General features: G+C 63.4%; 15 protein-coding genes and 3 pseudogenes. 5 read left to right on the top strand and 13 right to left on the bottom strand.

The window, feature by feature from the left end:
* Positions 1–70: 70 nt before the first annotated feature.
* The 6 genes from ABD742_RS04420 to ABD742_RS04445 form a co-directional block, all read right to left on the bottom strand.
* Positions 71–841: an SDR family NAD(P)-dependent oxidoreductase gene (locus tag ABD742_RS04420; RefSeq protein WP_234754784.1), complete on the bottom strand. Its 771-nt coding sequence runs from the start codon at positions 839–841 to the stop codon at positions 71–73.
* Between the two features lie 72 nt (positions 842–913).
* The gene (gene gdhA / locus ABD742_RS04425) at positions 914–2,287 is read right to left on the bottom strand and encodes an NADP-specific glutamate dehydrogenase (protein ID WP_234754831.1); all 1,374 of its coding nucleotides are present in this window, start codon (positions 2,285–2,287) and stop codon (positions 914–916) included.
* A gap of 54 nt (positions 2,288–2,341) precedes the next feature.
* Positions 2,342–3,748, bottom strand: coding sequence for an MFS transporter (locus ABD742_RS04430; protein ID WP_234754782.1), 1,407 nt, complete (start codon positions 3,746–3,748; stop codon positions 2,342–2,344).
* A 63-nt stretch (positions 3,749–3,811) separates the two neighbouring features.
* Positions 3,812–5,110: a flavin-containing monooxygenase gene (locus tag ABD742_RS04435; protein WP_234754780.1), complete on the bottom strand. Its 1,299-nt coding sequence runs from the start codon at positions 5,108–5,110 to the stop codon at positions 3,812–3,814.
* 43 nt (positions 5,111–5,153) lie between these two features.
* Positions 5,154–5,873, bottom strand: coding sequence for an SDR family NAD(P)-dependent oxidoreductase (locus ABD742_RS04440; protein ID WP_234754778.1), 720 nt, complete (start codon positions 5,871–5,873; stop codon positions 5,154–5,156).
* 146 nt (positions 5,874–6,019) lie between these two features.
* Positions 6,020–6,964, bottom strand: a complete 945-nt coding sequence (locus ABD742_RS04445; protein WP_234754777.1) for a LysR family transcriptional regulator — start codon at positions 6,962–6,964, stop codon at positions 6,020–6,022.
* 305 nt (positions 6,965–7,269) lie between these two features.
* Here ABD742_RS04445 and ABD742_RS04450 point away from each other — a divergent pair, with 305 nt between their 5' ends.
* The 5 genes from ABD742_RS04450 to ABD742_RS04470 are packed head-to-tail and all read left to right on the top strand — an operon-like array spanning position 7,270 to position 11,124.
* Positions 7,270–8,148 carry a substrate-binding periplasmic protein gene (locus ABD742_RS04450; protein WP_234754775.1) on the top strand — a complete coding sequence of 293 codons (879 nt, stop codon included), beginning with the start codon at positions 7,270–7,272 and terminating at the stop codon, positions 8,146–8,148.
* A 58-nt stretch (positions 8,149–8,206) separates the two neighbouring features.
* Complete coding sequence (locus ABD742_RS04455; protein WP_269992309.1) at positions 8,207–8,992, top strand: amino acid ABC transporter ATP-binding protein; 786 nt, start codon at positions 8,207–8,209, stop codon at positions 8,990–8,992.
* A gap of 1 nt (position 8,993) precedes the next feature.
* Positions 8,994–9,632 carry an amino acid ABC transporter permease gene (locus ABD742_RS04460; protein ID WP_308193909.1) on the top strand — a complete coding sequence of 213 codons (639 nt, stop codon included), beginning with the start codon at positions 8,994–8,996 and terminating at the stop codon, positions 9,630–9,632.
* Positions 9,632–10,276 (top strand): amino acid ABC transporter permease, encoded by a 645-nt coding sequence (locus ABD742_RS04465; protein ID WP_234754768.1) that lies wholly within the window; start codon positions 9,632–9,634, stop codon positions 10,274–10,276. The genes ABD742_RS04460 and ABD742_RS04465 overlap by 1 nt, the downstream gene beginning before the upstream one ends.
* Entirely contained in the window at positions 10,276–11,124 is an 849-nt protein-coding gene (locus ABD742_RS04470) for an aspartate/glutamate racemase family protein (RefSeq protein ID WP_234754766.1), read from the top strand. Before ABD742_RS04465 ends, ABD742_RS04470 begins: the two co-directional genes overlap by 1 nt.
* A gap of 412 nt (positions 11,125–11,536) precedes the next feature.
* On the opposite strand, the gene ABD742_RS04475 is transcribed toward ABD742_RS04470, so the two are convergent.
* From ABD742_RS04475 to ABD742_RS04510, 7 genes and pseudogenes are all read right to left on the bottom strand, one after another.
* The gene (locus ABD742_RS04475; RefSeq protein WP_344789297.1) at positions 11,537–12,253 is read right to left on the bottom strand and encodes a transposase; all 717 of its coding nucleotides are present in this window, start codon (positions 12,251–12,253) and stop codon (positions 11,537–11,539) included.
* Positions 12,227–12,600 (bottom strand): annotated as a pseudogene (locus tag ABD742_RS04480) (transposase); the annotation flags it as partial. The pseudogene ABD742_RS04480 and the gene ABD742_RS04475, both read right to left, overlap by 27 nt.
* A gap of 87 nt (positions 12,601–12,687) precedes the next feature.
* A pseudogene (locus ABD742_RS04485) lies at positions 12,688–13,146 on the bottom strand (IS3 family transposase); the annotation flags it as partial.
* Positions 13,147–13,181: 35 nt separating this feature from the next.
* Entirely contained in the window at positions 13,182–14,597 is a 1,416-nt protein-coding gene (locus ABD742_RS04490) for an IS30 family transposase (RefSeq protein WP_376940441.1), read from the bottom strand.
* A 190-nt stretch (positions 14,598–14,787) separates the two neighbouring features.
* Positions 14,788–15,482: pseudogene (locus ABD742_RS04500) on the bottom strand (transposase); the annotation flags it as partial.
* 207 nt (positions 15,483–15,689) lie between these two features.
* The gene (locus ABD742_RS04505; RefSeq protein WP_234748618.1) at positions 15,690–17,285 is read right to left on the bottom strand and encodes a GMC family oxidoreductase; all 1,596 of its coding nucleotides are present in this window, start codon (positions 17,283–17,285) and stop codon (positions 15,690–15,692) included.
* Positions 17,282–17,842 (bottom strand): gluconate 2-dehydrogenase subunit 3 family protein, encoded by a 561-nt coding sequence (locus ABD742_RS04510; protein ID WP_234748617.1) that lies wholly within the window; start codon positions 17,840–17,842, stop codon positions 17,282–17,284. Before ABD742_RS04510 ends, ABD742_RS04505 begins: the two co-directional genes overlap by 4 nt.

Consider the following 17,842-nt stretch of genomic DNA (forward strand, 5'->3'; position numbering starts at 1 on the left):
GGGCTTGCGGTCGCCGCCTCTGCTGAGCCGGTGACGGGTTGTTTTGTCGGATGATGCCGCCCTTACGGGTTCATCGCGCCAGGAATCCGCCATCCACGACGAGTTCCGTTCCCGTGACAAAGCTTGCGTCGTCGCTGACGAGATAGGCAACAGCTGCGGCAAGCTCGGCAGGGTCCGCCCGCCGACCGAGAGGTGTCTCCGGTACCACGCCGCCGTCCGGTTCGGCGGCGTTGATGGGGGTGCTCACACCTCCCGGCACCAGTGCATTCACCCTGATCCCGTCCGGAGCGAGTTCGAGGGCGGCGGTCCGGGTGAGCCCGAGGAGCCCGGCTTTGCTCGCCGCATACGAGGCATACCCGATGGCTCCGGACGGGCCAAAGATTGAGGAGGTGTTCACTACTGAGCTGCGCGTGCCCGCTCGAAGGAGGGGGATCATCGTCTGCATGCCGAGGAACGGACCAGTAAGGTTCACGCTGAGGATGCGGTTCCAGGTCTCGAGCGATTCTTCAGTCAGCTTCGTCACACGGACGATTCCGGCGTTGTTGACGAGAATGTCGAGTCGCCCGAACCTCGCATCGATCAGCTCGTACGCGCGATGCCAGTCATCCGGGCTGGAGACGTCGAGATGAAGGTACGTGGCGTCGAGGCCTTTGGCCCGGAGTTCTTCGGCGGTCTTCCGCCCGTCCTCGTCGAGGACATCTGCGAGATACACCGTCGCACCTTCGTTTGCCAGCCGGAAGGCGTGGGCGGCTCCTTGGCCGCGGGCGGCGCCGGTGATGAGAGCAACGCGATCGACGAGACGTCGCGGGGATGGATCAGTGAGCGATGGGGTGGTGGACATGTTTCCCTTTCGATTGAAGCTGTGTCGGGTGGGTGTCATCCACCTCGGCAACGAATCCTGCTTGAGTCGGTCTCAGACGATTCCTTGGGCGAGCATTGCGTCGGCGACGCGGATGAAACCGCCGATTGATGCACCGGCCACGTAGTTGTCAGGGTCGCCCGTGTAGCTCGCAGCGGTGGCGCGGACGTGGTCATGGATCTGCCGCATGATGCTTTCGAGGCGCGCTTCCGTCTCTTCACGGCTCCACGACGCCCTCGCGGCGTTCTGTTGCATTTCCAACGCGGAAGTGGCCACGCCGCCGGCGTTGGCAGCCTTGCCGGGGCCGAACAAGACTCCGGCATCACGGAACAAGGCGACCGCACCGGCCGTGCAGGGCATATTGGCGCCTTCGGCAATCGCCTGGACGCCGTTGCGGATGAGTTCCGCCGCGTGCTGTTCTTCGAGTTCGTTCTGCGTCGCGCAGGGCAGCGCGACGTCGCAAGGGACATCGAAGACAGATCCGTCGGTCACGTACCGGGCCGATGGCCGTGCGGAGGCGTACTCGGACAGCCGTGCCCGCTGCACTTCCTTGACCTGCTTGAGCAGGGCGATGTCAATGCCGGCCTCGTCGAGTATGTAGCCGCTGGAATCGGAGCAGGCGATCACTGTTGCGCCTAGTGCCTGTGCTTTCTCGATGGCGTAGATCGCGACGTTTCCTGATCCGGACACTACCGCCCTGCGTCCTTCGAGCGAGCATCCTCGGGTTGCGAGCATGTCCCGCAGGAAGTAGATGGCGCCGTAGCCGGTTGCTTCGGTCCTGGTGTGCGAACCGGCCCACCCGACGCCTTTGCCCGTGATGACGCCTGCCTCGAAGCGGTTTACGATGCGCTTGTACTGGCCGAACATGTACCCAAGCTCCCGGACGCCGACGCCGATGTCCCCCGCTGGCACGTCGGTGTGTTCACCGAGGTGCCGGTGGAGCTCGGTGATGAAGGACTGGCAGAACCGCATGATCTCCGCGTCGCTGCGTCCGGCGGGGTTGAAATCGCTGCCGCCCTTACCGGCGCCGATGCCCTGCCCGGTCAGTGCGTTCTTGAAGATCTGCTCGAATCCAAGAAAGCGGATAACTCCGAGATCAACGGTGGGATGGAACCGGAGTCCTCCCTTGAAGGGTCCAAGGGCACTATTGAACTCGACGCGGTACCCGCGGTTGACTTGCACGATGCCGGCGTCATCAACCCATGGGACGCGGAACATGATCTGCCGTTCAGGTTCGACCAGTCTGTCGAGGATCCGGGCCTCGATGTATTCCGGATGCCGGGCCAGGACCGGGGCGAGGTTGGCGAGCACTTCGTCCACGGCCTGATGGAACACAGATTCCGATGGGCTGCGGCGCCGAACGGTCTCGGCGAGTTCCGCGACGTAAGTGGATGGCGTGGTTTTTACGCAGATGTCCGCGATGGTCATGTTTGCTTTCATTCCTTCTTCTTGCGTCGCTGAATGCCGGTAACGGGCGCTTTTCTAAAGTGCTAGCTTCCCGGCGGCTTTACCCCGGGCGTGGGAGACGGATGCCGGGGTGCCGTCTGCCGGGGCCTGGGCTGCGGCGGTGAGGTTGCGGTTGCGGGTTTCCTCTGCCCAGAAGATGCTGATGACAAAGCCAAGGAAAGTCAGCCCGGCCCCGATAAGCATGGTCGGTCCGGTGCCTAGTCCGATGAGCGAGACCGGGACGAGGTAGGTGCCCACGGCGGCGCCGATACGGCTGACCGCGGTGGCCAGGCCAACGGCGCTGGCGCGCAGTTGAGTGGGGAAGAGCTCGTTCGGGTAGATGAAGACCAGGATGTTTCCGGCTCCGTTGATCAGTGCGAAGAGGAAGAAGAACGTCATAACGAACCAGCCGGGCGCGTCCGGCCAGATGCCCAGCGGAAGGAGGGCGAGGGCTCCGAAGAGGAAGCTTCCGAGGATCAGCGGACGCCTGCCACGGCTCTCCACCCATTTCATTCCAGGGAAGGATCCCAGCAGGAATCCGAGGTTGAGGACGATCTGTCCGAGCGTCGCCCCGGCGGTGTCTTCGCCGAAGCCAAGGTGCGAGAGGATGATCGGACCATAGGTGAACAGGGCGAATTGCGGGATGGCGAAGCACATCCAGGTCAGGCCGCAGAAGAGGATTCGGCGCAAGTTCATGCCGCGAAGCAGATCAGTGAGCCGGGCACGGCGCTGCGGCTCTTCCTGAGTCACCATGTCCGTGATTTCCTCGGTGGTGACTTCGCGGCCCAGCACCGACGAAATGTCCCTTCGCGCCTCTTCGATACGTCCCCTGATGATGAGCCACCTGGGGGACTCATGAGCCCCCATGCGGAGCAGCATGACGATAGCACCGAACACCGCGCCACTGGCGAGCATCCACCGCCAGGAGCCGTTGCCGAATGCGCTGGTGAAGGCGAAGCCGACAAAGTAGGCGACGATGGCGCCAACGAGCCAGACCACGGACAGCAGCCCGATCGTGGACCCCCGGTGCTTTTTGGGCATCCACTCGGTAAGCAGTGAGGTGGCGATGGGATAGTCGGCGCCTACCGCGAGTCCGACCACGAAGCGGAGCGCTATCAACTGCCACCCAGCCTGGATCCACAGGCATGCGACGGACGCGGCAATCATCACCAGCAGGTCGGCCGTGTACATCACCCGCCGGCCGATACGGTCTGTGATGGGGCCAAAGACCAGGCTGCCGACGAAGAGCCCGATGAGGGAGACTGCACCTGCGATGCCGAGCGTCGCCGCGTTCAGGTGGAGGTCGGCGTTGGCTCCGGTGAGCGCTACCCCGATGATGCTGAGGAGAAAGCCGTCCAGGAACGGCCCGCCCGAGCAGGCTGCAATCAACCGTTTGTGATACTTCGTGAGCGGGCTGTCGTCGATGAGGTGGGTACTGCTCATTGGGGGTCCTTGGGGTTTCGGGTCACGGGGTTTGCAGCGCTCCGTCGGGCCGGACAGGATGCTTCACTGCGCGAGCTTCGCCGGGTCCGCGGCGGCAGTGGCCGCGAACGCGTCGAGCAGCCGCCCGGTGTCGGCGATCTGGTCATTCCAGATGTCGCGGGGAATGTCGATCCGGTCATCGGCTCCCTGGAGCCGCCCCAGGTAGGCGGCGATGCCGGCGTCCCCGTCCCCGGCGTCTTCGTGCATCGCAATCATCCGCGCGACGATTTTGGCCTGGACGCCGTAGACCGGGATCTGCGGGCCGCGGGGGGCGGTCATACCGATGTAGTAGAGCTTCTCGAGTCCTTGCGGGATTATGCCCGCTCCATAGCGCAGAGGATTGCCCTTGCGCCGTGGAATAAGTGCGTCGTCGAGGAACGGCAAGCTGGAGTGGAAGCCTGTGGCCCACAGGATCGTGTCGTAGTCCTTGGACGAACCGTCGGAGAAATGCACGGTGTGCCCGTCGAAGCGCTCAATGCCCTGGCCGATCACCCCGACGCGGCCGTGGTGGATCCAGTACAGCAGCAGGTCGTTCACCACGGCAGGACCGTCGGCGAGGGCGCGGTGCTCGGGCACGGGGAGTCCGGGGTAGTCGGTGTTCTGGCCGATCGAGACGCGGGCGAGCAGCCGTGCAATGAGGTCCTGCTCGGAGGGCGAGAACTCGGACATGAAGTCGAGTTCGGCGCGCGGCCGGCCGAAGTACATTTTCGGCTGGAAGTACGCCCCGTGCCGGATGAGGACGTCGGCTTCGAGCCGGTGTTGTGCGACGTCGACGGCGAGGTCGCAGCCCGAGTTGCCGGCGCCGACGACCAGCACCCGCGTCCCTTCGATGTCGCCGACGTTCTTGTAGGCGCTCGAGTGGATCTGCTTTCCGGCGAAGGTGCCGGAAATGGAGGGAATCTTGGGATTCCACAGATGGCCGGGGGCGATCAGCACCCCGTCGTAGATCCCGGCGCCCTTGGATGTGGTCACGTTCCATCCTGCTGAGCCCAGTGGTCCGTCGGTTTCAACCGGGGTGACGGACAGGACTTCGGTGTTGAACATGATGCGCTGGTCATGCCCTCGCGCCTTCGCGAACGAAGCAATGTAGTCGCGGATCTGGTCGCGCCGCGGGAAGTGCGGGTAGTCCCCGGGCATCGGGAAGTCCTCGAAGATTGTCTGGTTACGTGAAGTGATCAGGTGCAGGGCGTCGTAGTCGGTGTTCCAGTGCCCGCCGACGCGGTCGCTCTTCTCGTAGCAGTCCACGTCGAAGCCGCGCTGGGTCAGGACGTCGAGGGCGGACAGGCCGGCTGCGCCGGCGCCGATCACGCAGTAGGTGCTCATATTGTTCGTGTTCCTTCCGGATGAAATGGAGTGCGCGGGGTGGTCAGCGGAGGACGTCGCCGCCGGAGAGGACGATGGTCTCTCCTGTCATGAAGGACGCGTCAGGGCTTGCCAGGATCGCGACCCACCGGGCGATCTCCTCGGGCTCGGCCACGCGGCCCAGCGGGATGCCGGCTGATGTGGCTTCCATGCGCCCGGTGGCCGCATTGCCGGGTGTGTTGACCCATCCTGGGGCGATCGCATTGACGCGGATCCCCCGGGGCGCCAGTTCGAGGGCCAGTTCCTTGGTCAGCATGACGACCGCTGCCTTGGAAGCGCCGTAGAGAAGCTGGCCGGGAGAGACCGCGAACGCGTCGACGGAGGCGAAGTTGACCACAACTCCTCCATTGGGCATGTGAGCCACGGCCTCCGCGGTCGTGTTCAGGATGCCCAGAACGTTGACATCGAAAATCCTGCGGTAGAGGTCCTCGGTGAAATCGGCCAAGGTGCTGGGCGGGTAGATTCCGGCAACGTTGGCCAGGAGACCGACTTCCTTGGAGGTGCTGGCGGCGTATTCTGCTATGGCGTCCCGGACTTGGTCACGATTGGTGACGTCTACCTCGACCGTTCGGATCGTTTCTCCTGCGACCTCGAACTCGGTTGCCACCCGGTCGAGGGCCAGGACGTCCCAGCCTTCCTTGACCAGGGCCTCCGAGGCCGACCGTCCCATGCCGCTCGCGGCACCCGTGACGATCGCGATTCCCAGGTTCGAAGCAAGCATCATAGAAAATTCCTTAGTCTGGACTGGCTCGTTGTGCAGCAGATCACTTGGAAGCTGCTGATAATCCAGTATCAGACGGGCCGAAGGGCCCGTCTACGGCCAGATGGGAGGGCCAGCCAAAGGTTTTTCCTAGGGGCGCGTGGTGCGATTCAGTCGGAGGCGGGGCCGGGGGGCCGGGTCCGAGCCATCTGAAGCCGGGCGAGGATGCGCCGGGCCAATCGCATGAATTCGGCCGTGGCCGGCGAGACCGCGCCCGCCCGGCGTGTGATGAACGCGTAATGCTCGGTAACGGGGGGCTCCAACGGAGCCCAGAAGAGTCCGTGCTCGGCGATCAGCGAGCGTCCCACGTGGAAGGATACGAGGGAGTCTCCGACGCCCTTCGCCGCGAGCTCGAGTGCGTGGGTCTGGAATTCCACCTCGACGATGGGGTCGAGTGTCACGCCGGCCGATTGGGCACGTTCCAAGAGCGAGACGCGCAGCGGATCGTCATGGGACCAGCGCGATTCGGAGAGGATCAGTGGGCGCTGCGCGAGCGTGGTTATCTCGACCGGCTCGCGGGTGTGCTCCTCCCGTCGCGAGACGTAGACCACCTGGTCAACGAACACGGACTGCGTCACCACGAGTTCGCGGCTGTCGATCGGGAGCTGGACCAATCCTGCCTCGAGATTGCCCTCGCGCACTGCATCGGCGACCTCCGACGAGTTCAAGCCTGTCACCCGGATGCGGACTCCGGGGTGCTGGGCACGAAACTCTTGGATCAGCTCGGTCAGCAGGTACAGGTGGGCGCTGCTGAAGGTGCCGAAGGACACCGTCCCCTCCTCGAGGGAACGGACTCGCCGGCTCGTCTCAGCCATCGAGACGACGTCGGCGATCGCCCTTTCGGCAAGGGGCAGAAGGTCCTGACCTGCGTCGGTGAGGATCAGTTTCCGTGCGGTGCGTGTGAACAGGGCAACCTCAAGCGTCCGTTCGAGCGCTGCGATCTGCTCGGACAAGCTCGGCTGGGCGATGTGGTGCGCCTCGGCCGCGGCGGCGAACGTCCGCAGGCGGGCCGCGGTGACGAAGTACTCAAGCTGCCTGATCGTTGGGAGAGGCACGCAGGCCCCCTATCTATAGGAACATCCTTTGTCTCCCACAAGATACTCCACATTGCTCCTAACTATCACGGTTGATGTACTTAGTGACCAACGCAGGGAAACGCTTCGTGAGAAGAGAACGAACAATCCCTCCGTCACAATCGCCGCCGCACCGGCGACGCCCCCGCTTCGCCACAGAATCTGTCCAGCCTGAAGACCTCTCCGCCATCCGGTTCTGAATCTCCCAGCCGACCGCCCGGCGCCCACGTGGTCCGAGCGCGCCTTTTCCGGAAGCACCCGCCCCAAGCAAAGGAAGCTACCCCGCCATGATCCCCACCCCGACGCCCCGCACCTTCCGCACCATTGCCTTCCTCGGCGTCATCGCCGCCGCCGTCGCCCTTTCGGGCTGCGAGGCCGCCACATCAGCCGCGCCCGCCGTCTCATCCAACTGCACCCCGAAGGACAAGGGACTGACGACTTACACCCCCGGCACGCTAACCGTCGGCGTCCCCGAAAACCCGCCTTACACCAAGACCGAGGGGACCAGCGCCTCGGGCCTGGAAATCGACGTCGTGACAAAGCTTGCCGCAGCAGAATGCCTCAACCTCGCCTATGTCCCTATCACCTACGCAAACGGCATCCCGATGATCAGCGAGCAAAAGCGGACCGACATCAGCACCGGCGGGTGGTACGTCACTGCGGCCCGCGCCAAGCAGGTCGGCTACACGACGCCGACCTTTTACGACACCATGGGCATCGTCTCCAAGAAGGACGCCTCAACCGTTTCCGACCTCCAGTCGCTCGGTGCCGTCGGCACCGGCACCGGATTCTCGTGGAACGAGGACATGACCAAGGTCCTGGGCGGGAACCTCAAGCAGTATCCGGGCACCGTCGAAATGAAGCAGGACCTGATGAATGGGCGCCTGCAGGCCTCGCTCGACGGGTACGCCGTCGCCGTCGCCGCCTATAAGGGGACCGACTTCAAGGTGGAGCCTGCCAAGAAGGATGACCGGGTAGCGATCACTACGTCGCAGCCGACGATCGCGTTCCCCGTTGCAAAGGAGAACACCGTGCTCTCCAACGCCTTCAGTGCGCTGATCGACTCTTACCGAACGGACGGGACCCTGACCGCCCTCCTGGCGAAATACGACCTTCCGGCCGATCTCCTTGTGCCGGCAGACAAGGCCGCAGCCTCCATTCGTTGACCCCCCTCAGCGGGGCGCCGACCGCTCGGCGCCCCGCTTATACCCAAGGAGTTCCGCCGTGTCCCAGCAGCTGATTACGGAATCGCAACAAGTCACATCCGCAGGCGTGACGATCACGAACCTCTCCAAGAGCTATGGCGACAACCAGGTTCTCGACAACATCTCCATTAACGTCAAGCCAGGCAGCGTCACAGCACTGATCGGTCCCTCCGGATCGGGAAAGAGCACCCTGCTGCGCTGCATCAATCTGCTCGAAACCCCCGACGAGGGCACGATTACTGTTGGGACGACCACCGTTGAGGCGGGCACAAGGGTCAGCGACCGCGCCCTCCTTGACCTCCGCCGTCAAGTCGGAATGGTTTTCCAGTCCTTCAACCTGTTCCCCCACATGAGCGTTCTTCGCAACGTTGCCTTTCCGCAGGAGAAAATCCTCGGCCGCAGCCGGGAGGAAGCCGAAGAACGCGCCCTCACCCTCCTGGACCGAGTGGGTCTCCGTGAAAAAGCACATCAGCACCCTGACCGATGCTCAGGCGGTCAACAGCAGCGCATCGCCATCGTGCGGGCGCTCGCGCTGAACCCCCGGGCAATGCTCTTCGACGAACCGACCAGCGCCCTCGACCCGGAGGTGGGCCTCGAAGTCCTGGCCGTCATGCGGGAACTCGCCGCAGGCGGCATGACCATGATCGTGGTCACGCACGAGATGCAGTTCGCGCGCGATGTCTCTGACCACCTCGTCGTCATGGCGGATGGGCACATCATCGAAGAAGGCCGACCCGCCGAGATCATGGCCAACCCCGTCCAGGAGCGTACCCGCCGCTTCCTCAGCGCCGTCCTGGAGCGCTGACGTGAACGCAATCGCCCTTGTCCTCCTAGGACTACCCATGACACTGCTCGTGACGATTTCATCCTTCGGGATAGGCGCGATCGTCGGCATTCCGCTCATGCTCGGGCTGCGTTCGAATTACCCACCAATCCGGGCCGTGTTCCGGGTGATCGTGGACCTCATACGCGGGGTGCCCACCATCGTATGGCTGTTTCTGCTCTACTTCGGCGTGACTTTCGGCCACCTGCGGCTCAGCTCGCTCTCGGCCGCCATCGCCGGACTCGGGATCATCTCGAGCGCCTACCTGGCTGAGATCTACCGCGGCGGCTTCGCAACGCTCGCCCGCGGCCAGATTGAAGCATCCCATGCGCTGGGCCTCGGCCGAACCACCACATTCATCCGTGTGCTCGCTCCCCAGGCGCTGCGCACCTCGCTGCCTTCGATCACCACCTTCCTGCTGGCCCTCTTGAAGGATTCGTCAATCGCGTCGACGATCGGCGTGACCGAAATGGTGTTCTCGGCAACCACCTTCTCGCGCCAGAACCCCGGTACCGCGGGACTCACGCCGTTCTTCATCGCTGCAGGCGTGTACGTCGTCGTGAGCGTCCCGCTCGCGGTCGTCGCGAGGCGGCTCGACTCCCGACTCCGGAGGAACCACTGATGGACCTCGTTCAATACCTCCCGCAGCTGTGCCAGGGACTGCTCGTGAGTCTCCAGCTCACCGTGATTTCGGTGGGCTTCGGCTACGCAGTCGGCCTGCTCCTCGCTCTTGGTGTCTCATCCCAGTTGTCGTGGCTGAAATGGCCCACGCTCGTCATCGTAGAGGTCGGTCGAGGCATCCCCTCGCTCGTCGTCCTCTACGTCGTCTACTACGGTCTGCCATCCGTCGGCCTTCTCTTCGACAACTTCGCTGCCGCTGCCATCGGCCTCACTTTCACCGTTGCGGCATACTCATCGGAGATGCTCCGCGCGGGCATCCAATCGGTACACCGCGGGCAAAACGAAGCCGCCATGGCCCTCGGGCTCCCACAAACATCGACGTTCACCCGCATCATCCTCCCCCAGGGTCTTCGCTCCTCGATACCGGCCCTCATGGGCCTGGCCATCCAGTCATTCCAAGGAACGTCGCTGGCCTACTCCATCTCAGTGAGCGAGTTGATGAGCAACGCCTACCAAAGCAGTTCCATCACCTTCCAGTACCTACAGATCTACGCGATCACGGGACTGGTCTTCGCGGTCATCGCCGTGCCATCGACCTGGACCTCCGTCTGGGTGGAACGCCGGCTTGCGAAGGGGTTCGCCTGATGAAGACAATTACCTGGCTCGAATCCACGCATGGGGACCCCGAACTCAACGAGCTGTGGGAATTCCTCGCACAGCAAGTGGAAGTCCTCGCCGCAGGGCGGGCGAAGACGCAGCTTCGCCACGTCTCGGTCGCCGCAGGCGGCATCCGCACGCCTGCAAACCGGCTCATGAGCGACGCGGCCATTCTCGGCAGCAGCCTCAACACGCAGATGGAGTCCGACGCCGTAATCATCGGTTGCTGGGGCGCTCCCACAGAAGCGGTTCGATCCGCGCTCAGCATCCCGGTCACCAGTCTGCCCGATGCCAGCATCCGGGCAGTCGGAAGCCTCGCCAGACGAGCGGTGGTCGTGACGGTTGCACCATCGCTCGCACCAATCTTCACCGACGACCTCGTCCGTTTGGGCGCAAGCGGATTCCTGCGTGACCGCCCGGTCCGCGCCTATGACCCCGAATCGACCCACGAAGATGTGCTGCGAGCCATCAACGATCCAACCGATCTCATTCATCGCTTCGACAAAGCGGCGGAAGGGGCGGTTCGTGACGGGGCCGACGCGATCGTTGTCGGCTGCGGCTACCTCGCTTCGATCTTCTCCGCCCATGGCTACGAGAGCGTCCTCAACCACCCGGATGTCCCGGTCGTGGACTGCAACCGTCTTGCCTTCGAGCACGCGCTGCAACTGCTGGCCCTGGACACGGCAGGGATACGACCTACCCAGCGGGGATACGTCCGCCCCGTCGGAGCCCGGGAGGACTTGCTCGCCGAGGCGGCAGGGCGGCTCGCCGACTCCGGCACCCCAAAGACCAAGCGCCGCTCATCCCGGCCCGGACCTGCTGCCGTCCCTGGATAGCGAAAGGGGAACAAAAGTGAGACGTCAAAACACCGTCCAAGCCAGCGGCACAGGCCGCCCCCACCTGCCGCAGACCGGGGAACACTGCCCCACGACCGGCTGGTGGCTCGTACCGGGTTCTGGCCGGCCGCGTTTCATCGCTGAAGGGGACTTGATGCCACCCTTCGATGGTCGTCCCGTGACATGGGCGAAGCAACACACTTCCGCCTCACCGTCGCGAAAGGTGACTCCGATACCCGCTGCAACACTCGTTGACGAGCCAGCCTTGAGCATAGGTCCCCCGGAGGGGAGTTCCCCGGCTCCCACCGCCGGAGGATGCGACCAGGACTACCCATTCTGCTTGCTCCCCGAAACCGACTGAATGCCCGTCCCCATGATCCTAGAGCTCCGTCACTCCCTGGCCTTGTCTTGTCTATGATGATGCACCTGTAGGCGTCAAAATTGTGTTTTGGGCTGCTTGCTCGGTCAACCATTGGCGGTAGTTCGTGGCCAGGGTGTCGTTACGGAAGAGGCCCCGTTCCAGGAGGGAAATCTTGGAGGGCCATTGGCCAAGTTCGCGGGCTGCGGTCGTGATGGTCAATCCGAGTGCGGTACGCATCTGGCGCAAATCGGTGTTGTCTGGAGCTGCTTGGGGGTTGGTGATCTGGCGGCAGATTTCCCGTGCTGCGTAGCGTTTGAGGCAGCGCATGATTTCCCGTTTGCTCTTGCCCTCCGCGGTGCGTTTGGCCACGTAGTCCTTGGTCCGCTGGCACGAGGCCATGCGGACCAGGACGACCTGATACAAGGCATGGTTGGCGTTGCGGTCGCCGCCTCTGCTGAGCCGGTGACGGGTGGTTTTGCCCGAGGACGCCGGTATGGGTGCGACCCCGACGAGGGCAGCGAACTGGGCCTCATTTCCAAGGCGGTCCGGGTTGTCTCCGACCGTGACCAGGAGCTGGCTGGCTACTTCCGTTCCGACACCGGGCAGGTCACAGAGCAGCGGCGCGTAGGTATCGAGTATTTCCCGGAGCGCGGCGTCGGCGGTGGCGATTTCTGCCGCGAGTGACTGGCATCGGGTGGCGAGGGCTTTCAGCGTCAGCAGGCACACGTGCTCGGGGTGTCTGGAGAACTTCAGTACCTGGCAGAACACCGCCACGGGAACCCTGATCGGGGCGTCCCTGGCAGCCAGCTCGCGGACCAGCGGGTACATCATTTTTTTGGGTTGATGTCCCGGGACAAATAAGCCACGGCACGGCGCATGACTTCGGCTTCCTGCTCCAGGAGCCGGATGCGCTTATTGGCCTCCCGCAGCTTCGCAGCATCATCGGACACCGCACCGGACGCGACGCCGTCCTCCCTGTCGGCGATCTTCATCCAACGGTGAAAGGCAGCCGGTGAAATACCGAAGTCCCTGGCGATCTGAGTGATGGGCGCTTCGCCCTTGCGGACGACCGCCACGACATCGCGGCGGAACTCTTCGGGAAAGGCTCTGGGCATGATGAACATCCTTCCACCCGCAAGGATCAAATCCTCACAGGCAAAGTGACCTGCCCCAGGGATTGGTTACCCCGTGAAGAATGAGCCTCAGGCTGTTTGGGATGGGTTCTGGCAGTGTAGCTCGTGCTCGATCGGAGTCCGATAGTCCAGTCCGGAATGGCGGCGCTGGCGGTTGTAGAAAATCTCGATGTAGTCGAAGATCGCGTTGGCCAGGTCCGTCCGGGTCTTCCAGCGTTTCCTGTTCAAGAGCTCGATCTGCATGCTGGACCAGAAGGACTCCATCATTGCGTTGTCATACCCGTCCCCGATCGTCCCGAACGAGGGCATCAGGCCGGCTGAGCGGATCTTGTTGGTAAATGCCCAGGAGGTGAACTGGACGCCGTGGTCGGCATGGACGATGCCGCCCGGGACGGGTCGGCGGTTTCTAATGGCCATGTCCAGGGCGTTGACGACCAAGGCAGAGTCCTGGCTGCTGTCGATCGACCATCCAACGATCCTGCGGCTGAAGGTGTCCATCACGGCGCAGCAGTAGACCTTGCCCTCCCTTGCTTGGATTCCAGCAGTCGTCGCAACACGTGTGCTTACGAGGTTTCCAGTAAAGCAGCCATCCGTTCGGCGGGCGTGTCCCAATCGAGCGACTTTCTAGGGCGATCATTGAGCTCGTGGGCGACGTTAGTGAGATCGTCTAGGCTGTGCCCGGCCAGGTCGGTGCCTTTGGGGAAGTATTGCCGCAGGAGTCCGTTGGTGTTCTCGTTGCTCCCGCGTTGCCAGGGAGACCCGGGATCGGCGAAGTAGACGTCGAAGTTGGTGGCATTGCTGAAAGCTCGGTGCTCAGCCATCTCCGCGCCCTGGTCCCAGGTCAGTGTTCCCCGCAACGAGGCGGGGAGGTGTTGGACCGCGGTGATGAGGGAGTCGCGGACCGCTTCTGCGGTGCGTTCCCGCCCGAGGTGGCCGAGCATCACGAAGCGAGTGGACCGTTCGACCAGGGTTGCGATCGCGGATCCGCCCAGCGCGCCGATAATGAGGTCGCCCTCCCAGTGGCCGGGTATCTCCCGTGATTCGACGGCATCTGGCCGCTGGCCGATCGCGTTCATCGGATCGATGAAGCGGGGGCGGCGAGCATCGGGCTGCCGATGTCGTTTACGGGCGACGCGACCGCGACGAAGTTGCTTGCCGAGCTCTCGCTTGAGCTCCCCGCGGGCGTGGACATAGATCGCCTGATAGATCGTCTCAGTACTCACGCGCATCTCCGGGTTGGTCGAGAAGTCCTTCGTCAGCCGGCGACTGATCTGCTGCGGCGACCATTTCTTCGTCAGCTTCGACTGAACGTAGGAGCGAAGGTCATCGTTAGTGAGCAACTTAGGCTCTCGCGGTCTTGCTCGCCTGCTGACCGAGAGCCGGTGCGCGGTGTGAGGCAGGTAGCCCCTCGTCGAGACCGTGTTGCGGCTCAGTTCGCGGCTGATCGTCGATGGTGATCGGCCCATCTCAGTCGCGATCCGCCGCATCGACAACCCGGTGCGGCGCAGGTCCTGGATTCGCTCACGGTCGAGAAGACTGAGGTATCGGGGATCGATGACCTTCTCCACGATATTGAGGTCGACGCTGCCGCCGATTGCGCGGGATCTTCGTTCAGGCACCCTCCCATTGTTCTGCTCTGGATAACGCACCACACGTCCATCGGGATAGACCCTGCCACGGCTGATGATCGTGATGCCCTTGTCCCAGTCCGTTGCTGAGCGAGCGTCCGCGCCAACCCGGGCTCTGGCCTCAGCGCGGGTGAGCCCTGAAGCACGCAGTCGCAAGAATTCCTCACGCCGCGGGTTGACCTTGCGAGCCTCGCTCGTAGAGACGCCCGCCTTCCGCGCCCAGGCGTAGGCCGTCGGCCGATGGATGCCCAGTTCGCGTGCAACGGTCGAGATGATCTGCCGCTCGCGCACCAGTCGGAGGAACTCGGCCTTCAACTCAGCCGGATACACCCGCGGTGTCGCGCGCTGCATCGTCAAGCCCGTATTCCGCAGCCAGTTGTATCCGACGTCCTCGTGGACACTGACGCCGCGTGCTGCCGCGCGAACCGTCCCGCCCCGATCGAGCAACCGGAAGAACTCCTCCTTCTGCTCCTCGGTGTACTTCTTTCCAGCCATCACCACACCTTCCATTAGGTGTTGCGACGACTGCTGGAATCCAAGTTGTCGTATGCTCGGTGATGTCCGTGACCCAGAGCTCGTTCGGCGACAGGCGATGGAATTTACGGTGCACGAGGTCATCGCTGGTGGCGATGCCCCGCAGGCGTTTGACCTTGGCCGGCCCGGGTAGGCCGGCAATTCCGGCCAGGCTCATCAGCTCCGCGACCAGATGCTCGCTGACGCGCACGTCCATGCCCCGTGTCAGTTCGGCATGGATCCGGCGGGACCCGTAGGTGCCGCGACTGGCGGTGTGGACCTCCCTGATGAGCCCGGTCAGCCATTGCCGGCGCATCCGGGTCGGTGACATCGGCCGGTTCCGGTACTTGTAGTAGCCGGGACTGCTCACGCCCAGCAGCCGGCAACAGACCTTCGCGGGGAACCCGGCACCGGCAAGCTCGCCGATCACCGGGTGGATCCTTTTGGGTCCGGCCGGTCCTCACCGAGCAGCTTCGCTGCACGCTTGAGGATTTCCACTTCCGTTTCCAGCTGCCGGATCCGCTTCCGCGCTTTGGCCAGCTCGGTGCTCTCCGGCGTCGTCAGTCCTGGGCGTTCGCCACGGTCGATCCGGTCCTGACGGACCCAGTTATGAAGGCCGCCCTCGCTGATGCCCAGTTCGGCGGCCACGCGGCTGATGGGTTTGCCGGCCCGGACCAGGGCGACCGCCCGTGCGCGGAATTCCGGTGGATAGGGTCTTGGCATGTCTGAAAGCCTCTCAGCGAGAGCCCAAAACTCAAACCATTTCGGGTAACCAATCCCTGGGGCAGGTCAAAGTGTCAAGCAAACCTTCAGCAGTCCCTCGCGCCGACTTTCATCGATGGGACGATCATGGGAGCCAGGTTCGAAGAAGAACGTTGCAGTTCACACGGCTCAAATGCCGAAGTTCGGGTTGCGCCCTTCTAGGCACGATCAGGAGTTGCGTGCCTCCCAGATCTTTTCCGCAGCCCGCAGGGCCAGGGCCTGGATAGTGTGGGTTGGGTTTACTGCGCCGCCGGTGGCGAAGCTGGATCCGTCCACGATGTAAAGGTTCGGCACGTCGTGGGCACGATTGTCCGCGTTCACTACCGAATTGGCAGGGTCTGAGCCCATTCGTGCGGTACCCAGGAGATGCCATCCGAGGATGGAGTCAAATCCGGTCGTGCGCACAGAGTCTGCTCCGGCGGCGTAAGCGAGTTCCGTGGCGCGGCGAACACCGTGAGCTCCGAGTCGCTTCGAGTTTTCCGAGAGTGTGTAGTAAGTCTTGACGCCGGGCAGGCCGAAGGCGTCAACGTTTTCAGTGTCGAGCTCTACACGGTTGTGTTCTTCAGGGGCGTCGTCGCCGCAGACCCAAATGGTTGCCTCGTGGTTGAGGTGGTGTTCGAGGGTGCTGTGATGGTCGATACCCCAAGGAGCGGTGGCCAGGGCGGTGTTCAAGGGTGAATATCCGCGCATGGCCGCCATTGTGAATCCGCGCTTGTGGTCGTTGGCGGGGTCAGTCTCGTAGAAATGGCGTGATGCTACTGTCGCGCCCCACGCTCCCTGGTCGGCGTCTGTGGGTTCCTCAAAGCGGGCGATGACCATGGTTTGCACGTGCGGCATGAAGTTCTTGCCGACTTGCCCGCTGCTGTTGGCCAGTCCGTCGGGAAACTTGCTTGACTTGGACATGAGCAGGAGCCGTGGCGTGCCGACGCCGTTTCCGCATATGACGACCGTGGTCGCGCGGGCTTCGTGGACTTGTCCGTCTTCGTCGTAGTACCGAGCTCCCGTGGCGCGGCCGGTGGCATCGACGACGATCTCGCGGACGCGGGATTTTTGTTTGAGCCGTGCACCATATGAGAGGGCTTCCGGCCAGTAGGTGTTCGATGGCAGTGCCAGTGCGCCACTTGGGCATCCGAAGGCGCAGAATCCGCGGTTGGCGCACGCGGGCCGGCCTTTGTAGTCCCGGGACAGGATGGCCTGCGACTGGGCCCAGTAATACCACCCCAGCCTGTCGAAGCCCTCGATCCATCGGTCACCCATCTGGCCAATGGGGACGGGCGGAAGCGCCACTCCGTGCCGTCCGGGCGAGACGGGGTCCCCGCCGACGCCGGACACGCCCATCATTTTTTCGTTCAATTCGTAATAGGGAACCAGGTTTTCGTAGCGGATCGGCCAGTCGACCCCAAAGCCGTCCTGGGTTTTCGCGACGAAATCCGAGGGCTGGAACCGCCAGAAGTGCCCGCCGTAACCGATGGCGCTTCCGCCGACGGATGAGTACATATAGACGTCGACAGGGTTGTCGCCGAGGTTTGTGACCGGGTAGTCGGCCGGACCGCGCCGTTTCCCGGGACTGGGGTTCCAGTAGTGGCGGCCCCGCACTTCCCAGTCGGCATGATTTTTCGGGATGTCTTCGTCGTTGACCCAGTCGCCCTGCTCCAGGCAGAGCACCTTCAGGCCACGTTTTGCCAGGCTCCACGTGAGAGCTGCACCAGCCGCACCGGCGCCGATAACAAGAACGTCGGCGGCGTCGACTGTTGAATTGCTCAAGATACCCTCCGGTAGTGGTCCGGACGTTGGGCGACAAGTGCCAGCCGCGTTGTGTCGAATGGTTTGAGGGGGACGCCCTGCACCGTGTTTTTGATGTTGAACCCGGTGCGCTTCTTCACGACATCCTGTACGGCAGGTGCCCGATAGTACGCCTCATAGGTGAGTTCAAGGATGACCGAGAACGCGTCTATGGCATCCTGCGTTTCGAGTTTCTGCATGACCGATCTGCGCTGTTCGGCATCGAGTGCGCTGAAGAGGCTCCCGTATTCACGGGCTGCGAGCAGTTCGGCAGTATCGATGCCGGCGAGGAGGCTAAGGCGGAGTTCGGGTGCTTTGCGGATGGTGGCGTCTATGTACGCGACCGCATTGACTTCCCGTGCGGCAGGCCAATCCTCGTTTCCGGGGATGATCCCGTCAACCCAGGCGTTGAGCGTGTCACAACGGCTCTGGTCAAGGACGGTAATGGTCTTGGTGTCATCGAAAGTGACGTAGGTGCGTCCCATCACGGGGGCATAGAGATTTCTGGACGGGCTTGCAGCCCTGTCATCGAAGGCCAT

This window comes from Arthrobacter ramosus, from assembly GCF_039535095.1.
Lineage (GTDB): Bacteria > Actinomycetota > Actinomycetes > Actinomycetales > Micrococcaceae > Arthrobacter > Arthrobacter ramosus.